General features: G+C 63.4%; 18 protein-coding genes. 12 read left to right on the top strand and 6 right to left on the bottom strand.

Going from position 1 to position 19,355, the window contains the following annotated elements; all coding sequences use genetic code 11:
- The first annotated feature begins 16 nt into the window (after nucleotides 1-16).
- The 6 genes from ACCQ08_RS17515 (at nucleotide 17) to ACCQ08_RS17490 (ending at nucleotide 5,684) form a co-directional block, all read left to right on the top strand.
- On the top strand, nucleotides 17-802 hold the full coding sequence (locus ACCQ08_RS17515; protein WP_239810684.1) for a cell division protein FtsQ/DivIB: 786 nt from the start codon (nucleotides 17-19) through the stop codon (nucleotides 800-802).
- 59 nt (nucleotides 803-861) lie between these two features.
- Entirely contained in the window at nucleotides 862-2,091 is a 1,230-nt protein-coding gene (gene ftsA / locus ACCQ08_RS17510) for a cell division protein FtsA (protein WP_230770449.1), read from the top strand.
- A gap of 165 nt (nucleotides 2,092-2,256) precedes the next feature.
- The gene (gene ftsZ / locus ACCQ08_RS17505) at nucleotides 2,257-3,504 is read left to right on the top strand and encodes a cell division protein FtsZ (protein ID WP_021026171.1); all 1,248 of its coding nucleotides are present in this window, start codon (nucleotides 2,257-2,259) and stop codon (nucleotides 3,502-3,504) included.
- Between the two features lie 327 nt (nucleotides 3,505-3,831).
- On the top strand, nucleotides 3,832-4,755 hold the full coding sequence (gene lpxC, locus ACCQ08_RS17500) for a UDP-3-O-acyl-N-acetylglucosamine deacetylase (RefSeq protein WP_182325531.1): 924 nt from the start codon (nucleotides 3,832-3,834) through the stop codon (nucleotides 4,753-4,755).
- 14 nt (nucleotides 4,756-4,769) lie between these two features.
- Nucleotides 4,770-4,946, top strand: a complete 177-nt coding sequence (locus ACCQ08_RS17495; RefSeq protein WP_373450521.1) for a hypothetical protein — start codon at nucleotides 4,770-4,772, stop codon at nucleotides 4,944-4,946.
- Between the two features lie 255 nt (nucleotides 4,947-5,201).
- Complete coding sequence (locus tag ACCQ08_RS17490) at nucleotides 5,202-5,684, top strand: RcnB family protein (protein ID WP_312417419.1); 483 nt, start codon at nucleotides 5,202-5,204, stop codon at nucleotides 5,682-5,684.
- 252 nt (nucleotides 5,685-5,936) lie between these two features.
- On the opposite strand, the gene ruvC is transcribed toward ACCQ08_RS17490, so the two are convergent.
- From ruvC to ACCQ08_RS17460, 6 genes are all read right to left on the bottom strand, one after another.
- Nucleotides 5,937-6,485 carry a crossover junction endodeoxyribonuclease RuvC gene (gene ruvC, locus ACCQ08_RS17485; protein ID WP_230770451.1) on the bottom strand — a complete coding sequence of 183 codons (549 nt, stop codon included), beginning with the start codon at nucleotides 6,483-6,485 and terminating at the stop codon, nucleotides 5,937-5,939.
- Between the two features lie 33 nt (nucleotides 6,486-6,518).
- Nucleotides 6,519-7,307: a transglycosylase domain-containing protein gene (locus ACCQ08_RS17480; RefSeq protein WP_312529275.1), complete on the bottom strand. Its 789-nt coding sequence runs from the start codon at nucleotides 7,305-7,307 to the stop codon at nucleotides 6,519-6,521.
- A 47-nt stretch (nucleotides 7,308-7,354) separates the two neighbouring features.
- Complete coding sequence (aroE, locus tag ACCQ08_RS17475) at nucleotides 7,355-8,200, bottom strand: shikimate dehydrogenase (RefSeq protein WP_373450520.1); 846 nt, start codon at nucleotides 8,198-8,200, stop codon at nucleotides 7,355-7,357.
- Nucleotides 8,201-8,334: 134 nt separating this feature from the next.
- A complete protein-coding gene (locus tag ACCQ08_RS17470) occupies nucleotides 8,335-9,207 on the bottom strand; it encodes an energy transducer TonB (RefSeq protein ID WP_239810690.1) in 873 nt (290 codons plus the stop codon).
- Between the two features lie 9 nt (nucleotides 9,208-9,216).
- The gene (locus tag ACCQ08_RS17465; RefSeq protein WP_239810691.1) at nucleotides 9,217-11,283 is read right to left on the bottom strand and encodes a ribonuclease catalytic domain-containing protein; all 2,067 of its coding nucleotides are present in this window, start codon (nucleotides 11,281-11,283) and stop codon (nucleotides 9,217-9,219) included.
- A gap of 104 nt (nucleotides 11,284-11,387) precedes the next feature.
- Entirely contained in the window at nucleotides 11,388-11,978 is a 591-nt protein-coding gene (locus tag ACCQ08_RS17460) for a YqiA/YcfP family alpha/beta fold hydrolase (RefSeq protein WP_239810692.1), read from the bottom strand.
- A gap of 151 nt (nucleotides 11,979-12,129) precedes the next feature.
- On the opposite strand from ACCQ08_RS17460, the gene rodA reads away from it, so the two are divergent.
- From rodA to ACCQ08_RS17430, 6 genes are all read left to right on the top strand, one after another.
- Entirely contained in the window at nucleotides 12,130-13,302 is a 1,173-nt protein-coding gene (gene rodA / locus ACCQ08_RS17455; protein WP_239810693.1) for a rod shape-determining protein RodA, read from the top strand.
- A gap of 146 nt (nucleotides 13,303-13,448) precedes the next feature.
- Nucleotides 13,449-14,939 (top strand): metalloprotease TldD, encoded by a 1,491-nt coding sequence (gene tldD, locus ACCQ08_RS17450; protein ID WP_239810694.1) that lies wholly within the window; start codon nucleotides 13,449-13,451, stop codon nucleotides 14,937-14,939.
- Nucleotides 14,940-15,364: 425 nt separating this feature from the next.
- The gene (locus ACCQ08_RS17445; RefSeq protein ID WP_373450519.1) at nucleotides 15,365-16,519 is read left to right on the top strand and encodes a 3-deoxy-7-phosphoheptulonate synthase; all 1,155 of its coding nucleotides are present in this window, start codon (nucleotides 15,365-15,367) and stop codon (nucleotides 16,517-16,519) included.
- A gap of 56 nt (nucleotides 16,520-16,575) precedes the next feature.
- On the top strand, nucleotides 16,576-16,887 hold the full coding sequence (locus tag ACCQ08_RS17440; protein ID WP_239810696.1) for a hypothetical protein: 312 nt from the start codon (nucleotides 16,576-16,578) through the stop codon (nucleotides 16,885-16,887).
- A gap of 199 nt (nucleotides 16,888-17,086) precedes the next feature.
- Nucleotides 17,087-17,794 (top strand): response regulator, encoded by a 708-nt coding sequence (locus ACCQ08_RS17435; RefSeq protein WP_373450518.1) that lies wholly within the window; start codon nucleotides 17,087-17,089, stop codon nucleotides 17,792-17,794.
- Nucleotides 17,791-19,278, top strand: coding sequence for a sensor histidine kinase N-terminal domain-containing protein (locus ACCQ08_RS17430; RefSeq protein ID WP_373450517.1), 1,488 nt, complete (start codon nucleotides 17,791-17,793; stop codon nucleotides 19,276-19,278). The genes ACCQ08_RS17435 and ACCQ08_RS17430 overlap by 4 nt, the downstream gene beginning before the upstream one ends.
- The last annotated feature ends 77 nt before the right edge of the window (nucleotides 19,279-19,355 follow it).

The raw sequence follows: 19,355 nt of genomic DNA, 5'->3' as shown, positions 1-19,355 counted from the left end.
ATCCATGGAGCAGACCATGCCAGTCCCCTTCGACGTCAAGCTGATGAACATGCTGGCCACGGCATTGTTCCTCGGCTGCGGCGCGTTGCTGGTGCTGGCAGGGGTGCGCTGGGCCATCCACCATCCGGCGCTGAGCATTGCACGCATCGTGGTGCAGGGCGAGATGGAGCACAACAGCGCGGTGTCGCTGCAGGCCAATGTGATGCCATCGCTCAAGGGCAACTTCTTCACGATGGACCTGGATGAGACACGCCGCATCTTCGAGCAGGCGCCCTGGGTGCGCCAGGCGCGGATCAAGCGCGAGTTTCCGAGCACCTTGGCGGTGACGATCACCGAGCAGGACGCGGCCGCAATCTGGGGCGCCGAAGGCGAGTCCCGGCTGCTCAACAGCGAAGGCCAGATGTTCGAAGGCGATTCCACCGACCCGGATCTGCTGCATCTGCCGCACCTGTCGGGCCCGGCCGGGCGCTCGCAAGAGGTGCTGGCCATGTTCCGGGCGCTGGCGCCGATCTACGCCAAGCTGGACAACGCGCTGGTGGCGCTGGCGGAGTCGAACAGCGGCAGCTGGAAGGCCACCTTGCAGTCCGGCGCGGTCATCGAGATGGGCCAGGGCCGGGAGGAGGTCCTGAGCGAGCGGGTACGTAAATTTGTTGAATCTTTGCCTGAAGTCACCGGTACCTACAGGCGCAGCGTGGCATCGCTGACGTCGGCGGATCTGCGCCATGCCGGGGGCTATGCGGTACGCATGCAGGGGGTGACCACGGGCACCCCGACATCGGGCCGGGCGCCAGTCAAAAAATAGAACACAGAGATGCGAAACATGAACCATACCAATCACTTGATCAGCGAGGGCAACTGACTATGGCGCGAGATAGCAAAGACGTGGTAGTCGGCCTGGACATCGGCACCGCCAAGATCATGGTGGTCGTCGCCGAGGTGCTGGGCAATGGCGAGCTCAAGCTGGCCGGGCTGGGCGTTGCGCCCAGCAACGGGCTCAAGCGCGGTGTGGTGGTGAACATCGATGCCACGGTGCAGAGCATCCAGCAGGCGCTCAAGGAGGCCGAGCTGATGGCCGACCTGAACATCCAGCGGGTCTACACCGGCATCACCGGCAGCCATATCCGGGGCATCAATTCCAGCGGCATGGTGGCCGTCAAGGACAAGGAAGTCTCGGCCGCCGATGTGGCACGCGTGCTGGACACCGCCAAGGCGATCAACATCCCTTCGGACCAGCGCCTGCTGCTGGTGGAGCCGCAGGAGTTCGCGATCGACGGCCAGGATGTGCGCGAGCCCATCGGCATGAGCGGGCTGCGCCTGGAGTCCAAGATCCACATCGTGACCGGCGCGCAGAGCGCAGCCGAGAACATCATCAAATGCGTACGCCGCTGCGGCCTGGAGGTGGAGCAGCTGCTGCTCAACCCGCTGGCCTCCAGCCAGGCGGTGCTGACCGATGACGAGCGCGAACTGGGTGTGGCCGTGGTCGATATCGGCGCGGGCACCACCGATGTGTCGATCTTCACCGGTGGCGCGATCCGCCATACGGCGGTGATCCCGATTGCCGGTGACCTGATCACCAGCGACATCGCGATGGCGCTGCGCACGCCGACCAAGGATGCCGAGGACATCAAGGTCGAGAGCGGCTGCGCCAAGCAGCTGCTGGCCGATCCCGATACGCAGGTGGATGTGCCCGGTCTGGGTGACCGGGGCCCGCGCCTGTTGAGCAAGCAGGCGCTGGCGGGCGTGATCGAGCCGCGCGTCGAAGAAATTTTCTCGCTGGTGCAGCAAGTCATCCGCGAGTCTGGTTATGAGGAGGTGCTGTCGTCGGGCATTGTGCTCACCGGCGGCAGCGCGGTGATGCCGGGCATGGTCGAGCTGGGGGAAGACATCTTCCTCAAGCCGGTGCGGCGCGGCATTCCGAAGTATTCCGGCACCCTGGCCGAGATGGTGGCGCAGCCCCGTGCTGCCACCGTCATGGGCCTGCTGGAAGAGGCCCGCATGGCCCGCATGCGTGGCTACAAGGTGGCCCAGAAGTCCGGTTCGGTGAAATCGGCATTTGGGCGTTTGAAGGACTTTATTGTGGGGAACTTTTAACCATGCATGACACCACTTGTTGGCTGGCGCAAAGCAGCCCTTCAAGGCTCAAAGGGTATGACCCTTGGAGACCTAAAGGGCCACCAAGCAACCAATGTTCATTAAAGAGTGAATTATTCGTAACCCATTTTTCTCATGTTGACGCGAGAGCGAGAGGAGCAGGCAATGACCATCGAAATGTATGAAGGCAACACATTCAACCAAGGCACCCAGATCAAGGTGATCGGCGTCGGTGGCGGTGGCGGCAATGCGGTCGAGCACATGATCGCCAACAGCGTGCAAGGTGTCGAATTCATTTCGGCCAACACCGATGCGCAAGCGCTGGAGCGTTGCCATGCCCACCGCGTGATCCAGCTGGGTGAAACCGGCCTGGGCGCGGGCAGCAAGCCTGAGAACGGCCGCGAGGCTGCCGAATCCGCGATCGAAGACATCCGCGCTGCGATCGTGGGCTCGCACATGCTGTTCATCACTGCCGGCATGGGTGGTGGCACCGGCACCGGCGCTGCGCCGGTGATCGCTCGCGTGGCCAAGGAGATGGGCATCCTGACCGTGGGCGTGGTGACCAAGCCTTTCGAATGGGAAGGCAAGCGCCGCATGTCCAATGCCGATGGCGGCCTGAGCGAGCTCGAGGCCAATGTCGACTCGCTGATCGTGGTGCTCAACGAAAAGCTGCTCGATGTGCTGGGTGATGACATCACCCAGGACCAGGCCTTTGCGCATGCCAACGATGTGCTGAAGAACGCCGTGGGCGGCATCTCCGAGATCATCAACGACCACGGCTACATCAACGTCGACTTTGCCGACGTGAAGACCGTGATGAGCGAGCCCGGCAAGGCGATGATGGGTACGGCAACGGCCAGCGGCCCGGACCGTGCACGCATCGCTGCGGAACAAGCCGTTGCCTGCCCACTGCTGGAAGGCATCGATCTGTCGGGTGCCAAGGGCATCCTGGTGCTGGTGACCGCAACCAAGGGCAGCCTGAAGCTGGCCGAATCGCGCCAGGCGATGAGCACCATCAATGCCTACGCCTCGCCAGAGTCGCACGTGATCTTCGGTGCGGCTTACGACGAGACGCTGGGCGACGAGATCCGCGTGACTGTGCTGGCCACTGGCCTGTCGCGTCCTGTGGCCAAGCGCCAGCCGATCTCGGTGATCCAGGGCAGCGCCGGTCTGCGTACCGGTACCGACGATATCGCCTACACGCCCCAGTCGGTCAACAGCCCCGTCTCGGGCCTGGGTGTGCAAAATGCCGTGCCGATGGGCAATGCCTTTGCCAACGACTTTGCCGACAAGAAGACCCCATCGGTCTGGCGCACGGGCCGCAATGCGGCTTCGGCCCGCGTCGATGCGATGTCGTCGAGCGGGATGGAAGACCTGGAGATCCCTGCCTTCCTGCGCAAGCAGGCGGATTGATCGTCTTGCAGGGCTTTCGCAAAAGCCGGTCCAGATGGTGAGATGGACCGGCTTTGAATACGACGCGCTGAAACCTTTCGGGGGTTCAGCGCGTTGTTATTTAAAACCGGTTTAAAGTCTTCTCGCGCCGCGACAGTGTTTGAACAGGTTCTTATAGGGCTGCGTGGTTGTTCGCTGTCCGCCGCCTGCCGTGGCAGTTACTGCATGGGCGGCTTTGTGCACAGATTGGCCGACAAGGCAAGTGTTTGTCCTACAAGGCTTGCGCTATCTGGGTGATTGGCATATTTACGCGTCCCGAGTGGACGTACGGCGTAAAATCAACAAGTTATGCTCCAGCAACGAACCATCAAGTCTTTAACCCGTGCCGTCGGCGTGGGCCTGCACAGCGGCCAGCGGGTCGAGCTCACCCTGCGCCCTGCCCAGCCCAATACGGGCATTGTGTTTCGCCGGGTCGACCTGCCCGAGCCGGTGGATATCCCGGTCAACGCCGAAGCGGTGGTGGACACCCGTATGGCTTCGACCCTGGGCAAGGGCGATGTGCGCATCCATACGGTCGAGCATGTGATGTCGGCCTGCGCCGGCCTGGGCATCGACAACCTCTATATCGACGTGACGGCCGAGGAGATCCCGATTCTCGACGGCTCGTCCGCCTCCTTTGTGTTTTTGCTGCAGAGCGCCGGCATTGAGCTGCAGAATGCGCCCAAGCGCTTTTTGCGGCTGACCAAGCCGGTCGAGATCCGCCAGGGCGAGGGCGCTGCCGAAAAGTGGGCGCGCCTGGACCCCTACCATGGCTACAAGCTGCGCTTCGAGATCGATTTCTCGCACCCGGCGGTGGATTCCACCGGCCAGACCTATGAGTTCGACCTGGGCATCGGCAACTACAGCCGCGATATCGCCCGGGCCCGCACCTTTGGTTTTACCAAGGATGTGGAGATGCTGCGCTCCAACGGTCTGGCGCTGGGCGGTGGCCTGGACAATGCCATCGTGATGGACGATTACAAGGTGCTCAACAGCGACGGCTTGCGCTATGACGACGAGTTCGTCAAACACAAGATCCTCGATGCCATTGGTGACCTGTACATCGTGGGCTATCCCTTGCTGGCCGCCTACAGCGCGTTCCGCTCGGGCCATGGCCTCAACAACCTGCTGCTGCGCGAGCTGATGCAGCGCCAGGATGCCTGGGACATCGTCACCTTCGACCATGTGCGTGAAGCCCCGCAGGGCTTCGCGCAATCTGCGCTGGCCTGGTAAGGCGGCTGGCACCGATGCTGCTGTTCCGCTGGGTCTTCATGCTGCTGGTGCTGCTAGCGGCCCTCAGCTTTTGCTTTTACCTGGGCACGGGCCAGCGCCGCTACCGGCAGTGGTCGCTGCTGCTGATCAAATGGACCGTCGTCGCGGGCCTGGCCTTCTTTGCTGTGCTCTTTATGGGCCGCATGGTCTGAGGCCGCACGCCGTTTTTTGCAGGTGCGCGACAGGTAAAGTGCGGTAAACCCCGGGCGGCAGCAGGCGCGTGCATTCCCGCCCCAGCCGTCTGCCCATGCGGTTTTCCCCGTCCCCCCCAACTTTACAAAGGAAGCCGGCGGTGCCCGTACGCCCTTCGGCGGGTAAACGGTGGCGCGCTGAAGGGCGTTAAACCTCCATGGGGGCACCTTGCCGCTCGCACCAGCCACTGCTGGTTCACCTGAAAGGATTCCGTCATGATCAACCACCAAAGCCGTTTCAGCCGCCTGGCGGGCCTGGGCAGCCTGGCCCTGGCATTGGCCGGTGCGCTGGCCTTCAGTGCGCCCGTACAGGCCCAGCCTGATGGCCGCCATGGTGACCGCCATTACCAGCGCGATGACCGCCGTGGCCACGGCGATCACCGCCGCTGGGAGCGCGAACGGGAGCGGGACCGCCGCTACCATGAGCAGCGCCGGGACTACCGCCATGACCACCGTCCGCCTCCCCGCGTCGTGGTCGTTCCAGACCGTGGCCGTGGCGTAGGTCCGCGCAACGACTGGTACCGCGGCGGCTATGTGCCAGCTCCATACAGGGGCTACAGCTATGTTGTCGGTGACTGGCGCGGCCACCGCCTCAGTGCACCACCCCGTGGCTACCAATGGATCCAGTATGGCGGTGACTACCTGCTGATCGCCATTGGCACCGGGTTGATCGCCAATATTGTCATCAATGGTTATTGAGGCGCTGCGAAGTCGCGATAATTGAGGGTTTGCATGGCGCCATCAACGAACCTTTAGAGGGCGCCTTACTCCAAAGCTTACTTTGGTGGTTGCACCTTATGCCGAGCGCTGCTTCACGGAGCGCACGGATCCACGCATAAGGAGCCTGTAGCCGGCCAGACCTGTGCACGCTAGCGATGCACAGGTTTTTTTTTTGCCTGCGCGCTGCGGGCGGTGAGGGTTGCCGGGCCGCTCTGGCTGGGGCCGTGTCCGCTAGTAGCTGCGCCCGGCCTTGTACATCGCGTGCTGGCGGCGCTGCAGGGGGCTGGCCTCGGCCACGCGCGCCATCGCCAGCCCGGCATGGGCGTGGGTAATGGCCAGGCCCAGCGCATCGGCCGCATCGGTGCCGGGCAGGCCCGGCAGCTGCAGCAGGCGGCGCACCATCTCCTGGATCTGGTTCTTGGCGGCACGGCCATGGCCGACCACGGCCTTTTTCATCTGCAGCGCCGTGTACTCGGCAACCGGCAGGTTTTGCGACACCAGCGCCGTCAGCGCGCAGCCCCGGGCCTGGCCCAGCAGCAGGGTCGATTGGGGATTGACATTGACGAACACGATTTCCACCGAGGCCATGTCCGGCTGGTAGCGCTGGCTGACTTCGCAGATACCGTCAAAGATCATTTTCAAGCGGCCGGGCAGGTCGCCCAGGTTCAGCGTGGTGGTGCGTATGGTGCCGCTGGCCACATAGGACAGGCGCTGGCCATCGACGTCGATGACGCCAAAGCCGGTGGTCTGCAGGCCAGGATCGATACCAAGGATTCTCATGCGGTTCAAAAGGGGTAGCGAAGGTGTCGCCGGTCAGGGGAGCTCAGCATAGCGCATGCGTGCAGCAATGGTGGCGGTGCGGCGGTTCAGGTAGGCGGAGTTGGGGTTCTTGTCCGCGCCCTTAGGGTTGGGCAGCATGACGGCCAGGCGCGCTGCCTCGTAAGCATTCAACTGGGCGGCCGATTTGCCAAAGTAGCGCTGCGCAGCGGCCTCGGCGCCAAAGATGCCATCGCCCCATTCGGCATGGTTCAGGTACAGCTCCAGAATGCGCTGCTTGGTCAGCAGGAACTCCAGGCTGTAGGTCAGCAGCAGCTCCTGGCCTTTGCGCAGCAGGCTGCGCTCGGACGACAGCAGCAGGTTCTTGGCCAGCTGCTGGGTGATGGTGGAGCCGCCCATGATCTTGACCGGCGGGCCCGCTTGCACCGAGCTCGGGTCAAAAGCCTCACCGCGCCGCTCAGCCTGGGCCTGGGCGCGCGCCACCGCTTTTTCCTGGCGCTGCTCGGCGCGCTCCATGGCCTTGGCATTGCGCGCGCGGGCCTTTTCAATCGCATCCCAGAGCACGCCGTCGTGGTTGACAAAGTCGTCGTCTTCGGAAGCGATCACGGCGCGCTGCAGGTTTTGCGATATCTGCGCCAAAGGCCGCCATTGCTGGCGCCAGTGCAGCTGCCCGTCCTGGCGCAGCTGGCGCCAGGCCTCGCTGCGCTCGAAGGCGGTGGAGGCCGGATCCACGCTGGCCATCACCGCGATGCGTGCGATGAAGAACAGCTGCAGCGCGATGCCCAGCAGCAGCGCCCATCCGATCCAGCGCGCAATCGCTTTCATGGATGGGGCCTGCCGGGAAGAAAGCGGGTGGGCATCGGCGCTTGCGCTCAGTGGGCGTCCAGTTCGCTGCGCAGCTGCGCCAGCACGGGCTGCGACGGAGGGCGCACGCCGCGCCACAGCGCAAAGGCTTCGGCCGCCTGCTCGACCAGCATGCCCAGGCCATCGCGGCCCTGGGCACCGTGTTGCGCGGCCCATTGCAAAAAGGGCTGGGCAGCGGGGCCGTACATCATGTCGTAGGCCAGCGCGCCGGGGCGCAGCACATGGCCAGCCACCGGAATGGCCGCGCCCTGCAGGCTGCTGGCAGTGGCGTTGATCACCACATCGAAGTGGCCTTTGAGTGCGCCGGCTTCCAGCGCCAGCAACTGGGTGGCCGAGTCCTCGACCAGGTCGGCATGCTGGGCCACCAGATCCTGGGCCTTGGCATGGGTGCGGTTGCAGACCACGAGCAGCGCCGGTGCCTGGGCGATCAGCGGTGCCAGCGCACCGGCAGCGGCGCCGCCGGCGCCCAGCAGCAGCACGCGCTGGCCGGCCAGTGTCACACCCGCATTGCGCACGATGTCGGCCACCAGGCCCAGGCCATCGGTGTTGTCCGCATGGACGCGGCCATCGGCGCCGACCACCAAGGTGTTGGCCGCGCCCGCGCGGCGCACCCGGTCGCTGCGGCTGTCGGCCAGGCGTGCGGCGTCCAGCTTGAAGGGCACGGTCACATTCATGCCGCGGGTGCCTGTTTGCACTAGCTGGCGCAGGGCCGCGTCAAATCCGTCCAGCGCCACCAGCTCGGCCTCATAGACCAGCGCCTGGTCGGTCAGCTGTGCAAACAGCGTGTGGATGCGGGGGGAGCGGCTGTGAGCAATCGGGTTGCCCATCACGCAATAGCGGTCTGGAAGGGGCATGGTGGTAGGGGCCTGGGCCATGGCGGCTGCGCATTGAGGACGCTGGCCGCGCATCGCATAAAAAGGGCATGCGCTTGGGGATACCGTGGCGACCTGTCGACGCCTGTCAGGATGCCGCTCAAGCGCCTGCCACTTTACTGCAAATTGGCCGTTTCCAATGTCTGCTCGCGGGTGAAGCGGAATTTGGAGACCACGGCAATCTGGTCGGCCTTGGCGCGCAGCGCGGGCCCGAAGTGGCCAAAAGGCCCGCTGCTGACGGCAATGGCCTCGGCCCGGCGGTCCAGCTGCTGGTTGCCCGAGCTTTTGTAGACCTCGGTGCCCAGCACGCGGCCGTCATGGTTGACGGTCATGATCATCACCAGCTCGCCATAAAGCTTGCGGCCACCGGCTTCGGGGAAATTGCTGGTACCCCGGTCCTCGACCTTGCGGCGCAGCTGGTCGTAGTAGATGGCAAACACCTCTTCGCGCGTGGCGGGGCTGATGTAGCGCTTCTTGGGGCGGGCGTTTTCTTCGTGGATGCGCTTTTCGATCTCGGCCAGCATCTTGAGCAGCTGCTTGTGCTTTTCTTCCTGCTCGATGTCGGCCTGCGTTGCGCTGGCCTTGCGCGTATCAGGCGGCTGGTACTGGGCCAGCTGGTTGCGCAGGTCGGCGAGCAGCTGCATCTGCTGCGCCTGCATCGCATCGAGCTGGCGCTGGCGCTCTTCAAAGTCATCCCCCATGTTGGTGATGGCCGAGTAGGGCATGGGGCTGGTGGCGCGCTCCTGGCTGTTGGCCGATTCGCCGCCGCCGGCCAGGTTGGCCTGGGCGACGGCCTGGGCCTTGTCAGGCGGCGCGTCATTGGACTTGGCGTTGACCAGAATCACTTCGAGCGGGGTGTCCTCGAACACCCGGTCAAAGGCCTGGGGGTCGACAAAGCGGATGCTCAGGATGGCAGCGTGCACCAGCACAGACACGGCCAGCGCCAGTTGCAGCGTGGACAGCGATCGAAGAAATTGCAAAAACTTCACGGTTCCGGGTTAATCGGTTTTTGTGGTCGCCGCGTCCTCACCGTCGCTCATGTCCACCGCGATTGCGATGGGCCCAGCCACAGCCTCCTCCTCGTCTTCTGGCGACTCTGTCTCGGCCTGGTTGGCCTGTTCGTCGTCCAGTCTCTCCAGCACCGTTCCTGTCACATCCAGCGTGATCTCGTCGATCTCGCCGAGCTTGACCCGGACCTGGGCACCACGCGGCAGACTCTGCGCACCCAGCACCGGAAACACTAATGGTAGTTCATCTGCGCGCACCAGCATGCTGCCCGCCGGGCCTTCCTTCATAACTGTTGCGGTGAGGTCACTGATGTGGTTCTGGGTCAGGTACTTCAGGGTCCAGTAGCGCTCCATGCCGGCCTGGTAGCCGTTGTAGGCACTGTAGGCGGCGTCAAAGCCGCTGATGATCGAGAACAGCTCCGCATCCTTGGGCTTGAACGGTGCAACCAGGGCAGCGGTGGCGCCGTGGCGGGCACAGGCGATGATTTGCCACTGGTTGACCAGGTCGGTGTAGCGGCGCAGCGGCGAGGTGGCCCAGACATAGCTCTTGACGCCAATGCCCGCGTGCGGCAGCGCCTTAGTGGACATGCGCACCTTGATGCCCGGTGCCAGACTGGCCTGGCTGCGGTAGATACCGGGCACACCATAGTCGGCCAGCAACTGGCCCCAGCTGCTGTTGGCGACGATGGCTGCTTCCGCCACGATCAAATCGAGCGGTGCGCCGCGCTTGCGCACGGAGATCTGCACGGTCTCGGTGCCGTCGGGCACCTGGTCGCCATGGCCTTGCAGGCGGAAGTTGTAGTCGGGGCGGTTGAAGTTCTCGGGCTTGCCGCGCACCTCTTCGCGGCCGGCCTTGAGGTGGCGCGAGAGGCGGTAGAGAAAGCTCAGCTCGGCGCGCTTGTCCAGCAGGGACTGGGGCGTGTCTTCGACCTGCAGCGCCGGATCGGTCAGCCAGGCTTCGGTGGCGATATGGTCGAGCTTGTCGTAGCGGAAGTTGGTGACGACGGGCACGCGCTCCAGGCGCGTTTCCTTGTTCAGCACTTCCAGCGTTGCTTCGTCATAGGTGACGTAGAGCGACACTGCCGGGTTGGCGCGGCCTTCATCCAGCGTGTAGATCTGCACCACTTCGTCGGGCAGCATCGTGACCTTGTAGCCCGGCATGTAGACGGTGGAGTAGCGACTGCGGCCCAGGTGGTCGAGCGCCGAGCCGGGCTCGATCGCCAGACCAGGCGCGGCAATGTGCACGCCGACGATCACCTGGCCAGAGCCCAGGCCCTGTACCGACAGCGCATCGTCGATTTCGGTCGTGGCCGAATCGTCGATGGAGTAGGCCTCCACCGTGGCCAGCGGCAAATCGGCCGGTGGCAGCGGCGCCGTGACCGCGGGAAAGCCCGTGCCCTTGGGAAAGTTGTCAAACAGGAAGCGCTGCCAGTGGAACTGGTAGGACGAATCGATAGCGCCGGCCTTTTGCAGCAGCGCCAGCGGTGCCAGCTGCGCCTTGCGGCTGGCCTCGACGACCGCCTTGTACTCCGGCGCGTTCTTGTCGGGGCGGAACAGAATCTTGTAGAGCTGCTGCTGCACCGGGGCCGGGCACTGGCCATTGACGAGCTCGACCGCCCAGGCGTCGATCTGCGCCTGGAGCTGGGCCTTTTTCTCGATCGCGGCCAGCGCTTGCTGCACGATCTCGGCCGGCGCCTTCTTGAAGCGGCCCTTGCCCGCGCGGCGGAAGTAGTGCGGTGCCTCGAACAGTTTGAAGAGCGCGGCCACCTGTTCGGTGATCGAGGCGTTCTCGGAGAAGTAGTCGCGTGCCAGGTCGGCAAAGCCAAACTCCTGCTCGGGCGCAAATTCCCAGGCGAGCTGGGGGTCGATGTCGTCCGATAGGGTTTGCGCCTGTGCGATCAGCTCGGCAGGCGTGGGCTTGTCAAATTTGAGAAGCAGGTTCGCGGCCTTGACCTTGACCCGTTTGCCGGAGTCCAGTTCAATTTGTGCAGAGCTTTCAGCTTCGGAGAGGATACGGCCGGCCAGAAATTTGCCAGCGTCGTCGAACAGTGCATACATAGCCGCGCATTTTCCCATGCGGGATGGTCCCGGGGCGCGGCCGCAGGTTTTTTTGCGTGGGGGTTCTGGCCGGCCCCCTGCGGGCGGGCCAGCCGGCGCGGGTTTTACCAGCCCAGGAACTTGTCGATCTGCGGCAGGTAGCTCTCAAAGTTGGACAGCGCGTGGTCGCTGCCCTCGTCCAGCAGCAGCTGTGCGGCAGGGTAGCGCGCCACCATGTCCTGCCAGTGCAGCACCTCGTCGCCCATCGCAGCGATCAGCAGCTGGGCAGCAGCGGGGGGCTGGCCGCCGACATTCAGCGCCTGCAGCTCGTCCAGGTATTCCGGACGGAAGAAGAAAGATTCCTCGGGCTTGTGCCAGGCGGTTTGCTCGCCCAAGTGCTGCTCGAGCGTGACCCAGGGCGTTGTCGACGGGTTGATCATCACGCTCTTGCAGCGCAACTGCTGGGCCACCCAGCTGGCATAGAAGCCGCCGAGCGAGGAGCCGACGACTGCCAGGCTCTCGGGAGGCAGGCCGGCCCAGCTGCGGGTGGTCTCCAGCAGCAGATCGGCTGCCTGCCGGGGCGAAGGGGGCAGCTGTGGTGCGCACCACACGACATGCGGGCGGGTGTCTTCTATATGGCGCTGCAGGCGCTGGGCCTTGGCCGATTGGGGGGAGGAGCGAAAGCCGTGCAGATAGAGCAAGTGGGTGGTCGTCATGCACAAATGATAGCGCGCAGACCGCCACCGCTAAGGCATTGACAACCTTAGTTGTTTTGTTGAATTGATGTGGTTCGGGTGACACATGTAAAACCGGTCTTTACCGCTAGCGCTTTCGGGCGTTCTGTGCCAAGCAGGGATAATGGCGGCCATGTCCGAAGTTCTTGATAAACCGAATCTGTTCCAGCGTCTGTTGCCGATGCTGCGCGGTTATGACTGGCCACTGATCTTCATCATCGGCATGCTGGCCGCCATCGGACTGACGGCCATGTATTCCGCCGGATTCGACCATGGCAGCCGCTTTTCCGACCATGGCCGCAACATGCTGCTGGCGCTGGGCATCCTGCTGGTGGTCTCGCAGATCCCTCCGCACCGGCTGGCCAGCTTTGCGTTGCCGTTGTATGGCTTGGGCGTTGCGTTGCTGGTTGCGGTGGCCCTGTTCGGTATCACCAAGAAAGGCGCGCAGCGCTGGGTGAACCTGGGCATTGTCATCCAGCCCAGTGAGCTGCTGAAGATTGCGATGCCGCTGATGCTGGCCTGGTGGTTCCAGCGCCGCGAAGGGGCCTTGCGCCCGGCCGACTTTGTCGTCGCGTTTGCGATTCTCATCATTCCCGTTGGGCTGATCATGAAACAGCCGGATTTGGGGACTTCTTTGCTGGTCATGGCCGCCGGCCTGGCGGTGATCTATTTTGCCGGCCTGTCGTGGAAGCTGATCATCCCGCCGGTGCTGGTGGGCGTGGTCGGGCTGCTGCTGATCGCCATCTATGGCCACCACCTGTGCGAAGACGGCATGGACCTGGTGGTGCTGCATGAATACCAGCGGCAACGCATCTGCACCTTGCTGGACCCGACCCGGGATCCGCTGGGCAAGGGCTTTCACATCATCCAGGGGATGATCGCGATTGGCTCGGGGGGCTTCATGGGCAAGGGTTTCATGGCAGGCACGCAGACCCATCTGGAGTTCATTCCCGAGCGCACCACCGACTTCATCTTCGCTGCGTTTTCCGAAGAGTTCGGTCTTGCCGGCAACCTGCTGCTGATCTTTTTCTTTCTGCTGCTGGTCTGGCGCGGGCTGGCCATTGCGATGCGCGCGCCGACCTTGTTTGGCCGCCTGATGGCCGGTGCGGTGGCGATGATCTTTTTCACCTATGCCTTTGTCAACATGGGCATGGTCAGTGGCATCCTGCCGGTGGTGGGCGTCCCCTTGCCCTTCGTCAGCTACGGGGGCACGGCCATGGTCACCCTGGGGCTGGCGCTGGGCATCCTGATGTCGGTCGCCAGATCGCAGCGCCAGTTGGCGCGGGAGCAGGCGCCGCGCCTGTGAGCCCCTTTGGGCAGCGTTGCCAGGGGCTCCGCCATTGAAAATACCCCCGTCAGCCGCAGATGCTGGGGAGGCAGCGGCTGCGTTGCTGACCGCCACAAATCAACGCATGGGCCCACGGCCATTGCGCAAGCCCTAAAATCTCCGTTATGAATGCACCTTTTGACCTTGCTGTGGCCCAGCCGCTGGCGGCTTCCACCGAACAACGACTGGAGATGGCGCGCAGCCTGCTGCTGACACCCTTTGGTCTCGATGAAAGCCACCTCACGCGTGCGCTGGCGGACATCCGCGCCCACAAGGTGGACGATGCAGACCTGTACTTCCAGTACACCCGGGCCGAAGGCTGGAGCCTGGAAGAGGGCATTGTCAAGACGGGCTCCTTCTCGATCGACCAAGGTGTGGGCGTGCGTGCCGTCGCCGGGGAGAAGACGGCCTTTGCCTATTCGGATGACATCTCGCTGGCGTCGCTGTTGGACGCCGCCCATACGGTGCGCAGCATTGGCGCGCAAAGCCAGTCGCGCCAAGTGCGTGTGCCGGGCAGGAAGATTGCACTGAGCCGCTCGCTCTACCCGGATCTGGACCCGATTGCCAGCCTCGACAGCAACGCCAAGGTGGCCTTGCTGGAGAAGGTCGAGAAGCTGGCCCGCGCCAAGGACCCGCGTGTCAAGCAGGTGATGGCCGGCCTGGCAGCCGAGCACGATGTGGTGCTGGTGGCCCGTGCCGATGGCACCCTGGCGGCCGATGTGCGCCCGCTGGTACGCCTGTCGGTCACGGTGATTGCCGAGAGCAAGAGCCGCCGTGAAGTGGGCTCGGCCGGCGGCGGTGGCCGTTTCGGTCTGGCCTATTTTGACGACGCGCTGGTGCAGCAGTATGTCGACGAGGCCGTCAAGGCGGCGCTGGTCAACCTGGAATCGCGCCCTGCGCCTGCCGGTGTGATGACCGTGGTACTGGGCCCGGGCTGGCCCGGCGTGCTGCTGCATGAGGCGGTGGGCCATGGCCTTGAAGGTGACTTCAACCGCAAGGGCTCGAGCGCCTTCAGCGGCATGATCGGCCAGCGCGTGGCGGCCAAGGGCGTGACGGTGCTGGACGACGGCACGATCGCCGACCGCCGCGGCTCGCTCAATGTGGACGACGAAGGCCAGCCCACGCAGCGCAATGTGCTGATCGAGGATGGCATTCTGAAGGGCTATATCCAGGATGCGATGAATGCACGCCTGATGAAGGTCAAGCCGACAGGCAACGGCCGGCGCGAGAGCTATGCCCACATCCCCATGCCGCGCATGACCAATACCTACATGCTCGGGGGCGACAAAGACCCGCAGGAGATCATCGCGTCGATGAAAAAGGGCTTGTACGCGACCAATTTTGGTGGCGGCCAGGTCGACATCACCAGCGGCAAGTTTGTGTTCTCGGCCAGCGAAGCCTACTGGGTGGAAAACGGCAAGATCCAGTACCCGGTCAAGGGCGCCACCATTGTGGGCAGCGGCCCCGAGTGCCTCAAGCATGTCAGCATGATCGGCAACGACATGCGCCTTGACAGTGGCGTGGGCACCTGCGGCAAGGAAGGCCAGAGTGTGCCAGTCGGCGTGGGCCAGCCGACCATGCGCATCGACGGTTTGACAGTCGGCGGTACGGCCTGATGGCCCACGCCAGCCGCTTGATGGTCTGCGGCTAAAAGCCAGATGCAACCCAGCGCCTGCGCGGCTTCTGCCGCGCAGGCGTTTGTTTTTAGACATCTTTCTTCAGCGTGTCTTTCTGAGGGTTGCAATAAAACTGCGTATAACGACAAATCGGTAATATATTGATGTGATTTCAATGTGGAAATCGGGATTTTTGCAATTTTTGTGCGTTTTGTACAGAATGATGAATTACGCTGCCTGCGGATGTGGTACATTGAAAAACATGCAAGCACGTAGCGCTTTTACCTTTTACTTTTGGTTCTCTGTCCCAGGCGGACGAGAGGTCTAAGAGCGCGCGAGCACCTAAACCTCCCAGACAACCGCCGAAGCTGCAAAGCCCGGCGGTTTTTTGTTGCATAAACCACCCACACATTCAGGATCCTCAGATGACTCAGCAAGCCCAACCCACAAGCGATGCTTGGTATCGCGGTGTCGAGAAAACCAGCCAAACCGACGACCAACGTATCAAGGACATTACTGTGCTGCCGCCACCCGAGCATCTGATCCGCTTCTTCCCCATCAACGGAACGCCCGTTGAATCGCTGATCAGCAACACCCGCCAAAACATCCACAACATCATGTCCGGCACCGATGACCGCCTGCTGGTCATCATCGGCCCTTGCTCGATCCATGATCCGCAGGCTGCGCTGGAATACGCCCGCCGCCTCAAGGCCGTGCGCAAGCAGTACGAAGGCACGTTGGAGATCGTCATGCGGGTCTACTTCGAAAAGCCCCGCACCACGGTCGGCTGGAAGGGCCTGATCAACGACCCCTACCTCGACGAGAGCTACCGCATCGACGAAGGCCTGCGCATTGCGCGCCAGCTGCTGATCGAGATCAACCGCCAGGGCGTCCCGGCCGGCAGCGAGTTCCTGGACATGATCTCGCCCCAGTACATTGGTGACCTGATCAGCTGGGGTGCGATTGGCGCGCGCACCACCGAAAGCCAGGTGCACCGCGAGCTGGCCTCGGGCATCTCGGCACCGGTGGGTTTCAAGAATGGCACCGATGGCAATATCCGCATCGCCACCGATGCGATCCAGTCGGCCAGCCGCCCGCACCACTTCCTGTCGGTGCACAAGAATGGCCAGGTCGCCATCGTGCACACCAAGGGCAATACGAACTGCCACGTGATTCTGCGTGGCGGCAAGACGCCCAATTACGATGCCGCCCACGTCGCTGCGGCCTGCAAGGATCTGGAGGCCGCACACCTGCCCGCGACTTTGATGGTCGACTGCAGCCATGCCAACAGCAGCAAGCAGCACGAGAAGCAAAAAGAGGTCGCGCGTGATATCGCGCAGCAGATCGAAGGCGGCTCGCGCAGTGTGTTTGGCGTGATGATCGAGAGCCACCTGCAGGCTGGTGCGCAAAAGTTCACCCCGGGCAAGAACGACCCGGACAGCCTGGAATACGGCAAGAGCATCACCGACGCCTGCCTGGGCTGGGACGATTCGTTGGCTACCCTGGCTGAGCTGTCCGACGCCGTGCAGGCCCGCCGGGTGCGCGCAAACACCGAGGAGACCGCCGCTGCAACGGTGTAAGCTGGCGACTTTGGGGGCCGTTGCTTGCCCCTCAGCACCATCAACAAGGGATTGTCATGCGCAATGAGGTACGGGTTCTGCTCGAGGATGGACAAGAGTTTGTCCATGGCTTTGACAGTGACGAGGCGATGTCCAACGAGGAGGGCCGCCGCTGGCTGGACCAGGAATTTCTGCGCATGGACTGCGAGCCATTGCGCGCCAGTGGCAAGGTGCTGATCGTCGACAAGGTCGTCGTCGTTGCCAAGGCGGCCGGCGCGCAGTTGCTGGGCGATGCCCAGTGGCTGGCCCAGTTTGCCCGTGCCAGCGTGGGTGCGGTAGGCCGCCCCACGGTGGTGGTGAACACCAAGGCGATGACGGCCTCGTTTTGAGGCCTCGGGTGTCCGGTATGCGCTGACGTGCAAAAGCGGGGCCAACGCCCGCTGGTGTGTCCAAAAAAACCTGCTTATCTAAAGCAGGTTTTTTCTATTGTGGAGAATGCATCGTTAAACAGCCGCTATCAATGGGGCTGGAGAGGGTGTCATTCGCATCAGCAGTGTCATCTGGTCAATGGCACTGGGAGAAAAGCCGATGCGAATACTGTTGGTGGAGGATGAACAAGACCTGGCGCATTGGCTAGCCAGGAGCTTGGCGCAGCAGTCCGGCATCCTCGTGGACTGGGCAGGCGATGGGCGGATGGCCGATCTGCGCCTGCAGCAGGAGGATTTTGATGCCGTGGTGCTCGATCTGGGTCTGCCCGGCATGGACGGCCGTACCGTGTTGGAGCGCATGCGCGGGCGCGATGACCGCACGCCGGTGATTGTGCTGACCGCGCGTGATTCCTTGACCGAGCGCGTAGGCACGCTGAAAAACGGCGCTGACGACTTTCTGGCCAAGCCCTGCCTGCTTGATGAATTGGAGGCGCGCCTGCAGGCGCTGGTGCGTCGCAGCCGGGGGCGGGCCCATCCCCGGCTGTCCTGTGGACCTTTGCTGTTCGATGTGGCAGCGCAGCGCTTTTCGATGGGCGGGGAGACCCTGCCGCTGACGCCGCGAGAGCATGCGGTGCTGCTGGCCCTGATACAGCGCAGCGGGGAGCCGGTGGGCAAGCAGAGTATTTTGGACCGCGTGTTCAACGGAGACCGCGATGTGAATCTCCAGGTCATTGAGGTCCTGGTGTTTCGGCTGCGCAAGAAGCTCGTTGGCCGTGGCGTTCAGATTGTCACATTGCGAGGAATGGGCTACTGCCTTGAAGAAGTGCACAGCCGCTTGGTGGCCAGCGCTGCCATGCCGCAAGCATGATCTGGCAGAAGGCGGATTTTCTTGAGCTGGCGCAGTGGGGCACGCAGTCTCTCAAGGCTGCGCTGCTGATGTGGCTGGTGCCGGGCTTGCTGGTGGGCATGGGCGGCAGTCTGCTGTGGTCTGTCTACAGCCAGCGCACCCAGGTCGATGAGGCCTATGACCGCGCGCTGGCCGGTGCACTGCGCGCGATCAACTACAACATCTCCACGGCCAGCGGCGGCCTCAGTGTGGAGCAGCCCTATTTGTTGTTGGAATTCTTCGAGTTGACCGTCAATGGCCGGGTCTACTTTCGGGTCGCGACCGAGGACGGGCTGGTCGAAATTGGCAATCCTGGACTGCCTTTGCCTGATGGCGAACTGGAACCCGATGTGCCCCAGTTCTATGACGCCATGTACCTGGGCGAGCCGATTCGCGTGGCCGCCTGGGCACGCCTCGCAAACCCGCCGGTGTCTGGCAACCCGCAGGGCCGCATCATCGTGCAGGTGGCAGAAAATCTTCAGCAGCGCGCGCTGGTGGAGAGGCGCATGGTGGCGAATGCCATCCTGCGCGACATGCTGCTGGTCGCCATCAGTGTGGTGCTGCTGGTCGCTGGTGTGGTGCGCGCACTCAGGCCTTTGAAGCACCTGCGCCAGCGTCTCGATGCGCGTGCCTGGGATGACCTGTCGCCTATCGACGCCGCCAGCTTGCCGGCAGAAGTGCGGCCACTGGTGCAATCGCTGAACCTCCTGGTGGAGCGCTATGCGCACAGCGCCGCCGCCCAGCGGCAGTTTCTGGATGATGCCTCTCACCAACTGCGGACACCGCTGGCGCTGCTGCGCACACAGATGGGCTATGCATTGCGTGAGCGAGACCCGGCCGAGATACGTGCTGCATTGCATGCGATGCAGGACGGTCTAGGACATGCTGAACGCCTGACCCAGCAGATGCTGGCGCTGGCGCGCGCGCGGGATGCCGGGGCGGCCAACAGTCTCCGGTCGCAGTTTGCCCATGTCGATGTCGTGGTGCTGGCGGAAGAGGTCGTCGCGACGCTGTGGCCGCTGGCACGTGCCAAGCAGATTGACCTGGGGCTGGAGCTGAACGGTTTTGCAGACGGCCAGGAGCGCCGGCTGCTGTCTGTGGAATGGCTGCTGCGCGAAGCCATCAGCAACCTGGTGGATAACGCGATTCGCTACACACCCAGGCATGGCCAGGTCACCTTGCAGGTAATCGGCCATGCCACATCGATCAGCCTGGTCGTCATCGACAGTGGCGGGGGGATGAGCGATCACGACAGGGAACGGGCCGGCAGCCGCTTCCGGCGTGGCGCGGCTGGAAAGCACCAACAAGGCGCAGGGCTGGGGCTCGCCATTGTGCAGGCCATTGCAGGCATGCATGGCGCGGAGTTGACGTTGAGCAATGGACACGATGCCCAGGGGAAGCTGGGTTTGCATTGCCGCTTCCGATTGCCACGGGCGGCAGCAGACCTAGGAATAACCCCAAAATGAAAGGCTATTGAAAGCCATATCTGTTTAGTCTTTGTCTACCTTGAGGGTGATTCCTTTGCCAGGCAAGGTTTCGCGTG

It is taken from the genome of Comamonas sp. SY3 (assembly GCF_041730275.1).
GTDB lineage: Bacteria > Pseudomonadota > Gammaproteobacteria > Burkholderiales > Burkholderiaceae_C > Comamonas > Comamonas sediminis.
The sequence above is the reverse complement of the archived record's forward strand: the minus strand, read 5'-3'. Positions and strand labels throughout refer to the sequence as shown.

Coding starts and splice junctions, on each gene's coding strand:
- ACCQ08_RS17515 (WP_239810684.1), top strand. CDS start 17: ATGCCAGTCCCCTTCGACGTCAAGCTGATGAACATGCTGGCCACGGCA.
- ftsA (WP_230770449.1), top strand. CDS start 862: ATGGCGCGAGATAGCAAAGACGTGGTAGTCGGCCTGGACATCGGCACC.
- ftsZ (WP_021026171.1), top strand. CDS start 2,257: ATGACCATCGAAATGTATGAAGGCAACACATTCAACCAAGGCACCCAG.
- lpxC (WP_182325531.1), top strand. CDS start 3,832: ATGCTCCAGCAACGAACCATCAAGTCTTTAACCCGTGCCGTCGGCGTG.
- ACCQ08_RS17495 (WP_373450521.1), top strand. CDS start 4,770: ATGCTGCTGTTCCGCTGGGTCTTCATGCTGCTGGTGCTGCTAGCGGCC.
- ACCQ08_RS17490 (WP_312417419.1), top strand. CDS start 5,202: ATGATCAACCACCAAAGCCGTTTCAGCCGCCTGGCGGGCCTGGGCAGC.
- ruvC (WP_230770451.1), bottom strand. CDS start 6,485: ATGAGAATCCTTGGTATCGATCCTGGCCTGCAGACCACCGGCTTTGGC.
- ACCQ08_RS17480 (WP_312529275.1), bottom strand. CDS start 7,307: ATGAAAGCGATTGCGCGCTGGATCGGATGGGCGCTGCTGCTGGGCATC.
- aroE (WP_373450520.1), bottom strand. CDS start 8,200: ATGCCCCTTCCAGACCGCTATTGCGTGATGGGCAACCCGATTGCTCAC.
- ACCQ08_RS17465 (WP_239810691.1), bottom strand. CDS start 11,283: ATGTATGCACTGTTCGACGACGCTGGCAAATTTCTGGCCGGCCGTATC.
- ACCQ08_RS17460 (WP_239810692.1), bottom strand. CDS start 11,978: ATGACGACCACCCACTTGCTCTATCTGCACGGCTTTCGCTCCTCCCCC.
- rodA (WP_239810693.1), top strand. CDS start 12,130: ATGTCCGAAGTTCTTGATAAACCGAATCTGTTCCAGCGTCTGTTGCCG.
- tldD (WP_239810694.1), top strand. CDS start 13,449: ATGAATGCACCTTTTGACCTTGCTGTGGCCCAGCCGCTGGCGGCTTCC.
- ACCQ08_RS17445 (WP_373450519.1), top strand. CDS start 15,365: ATGACTCAGCAAGCCCAACCCACAAGCGATGCTTGGTATCGCGGTGTC.
- ACCQ08_RS17440 (WP_239810696.1), top strand. CDS start 16,576: ATGCGCAATGAGGTACGGGTTCTGCTCGAGGATGGACAAGAGTTTGTC.
- ACCQ08_RS17435 (WP_373450518.1), top strand. CDS start 17,087: ATGCGAATACTGTTGGTGGAGGATGAACAAGACCTGGCGCATTGGCTA.
- ACCQ08_RS17430 (WP_373450517.1), top strand. CDS start 17,791: ATGATCTGGCAGAAGGCGGATTTTCTTGAGCTGGCGCAGTGGGGCACG.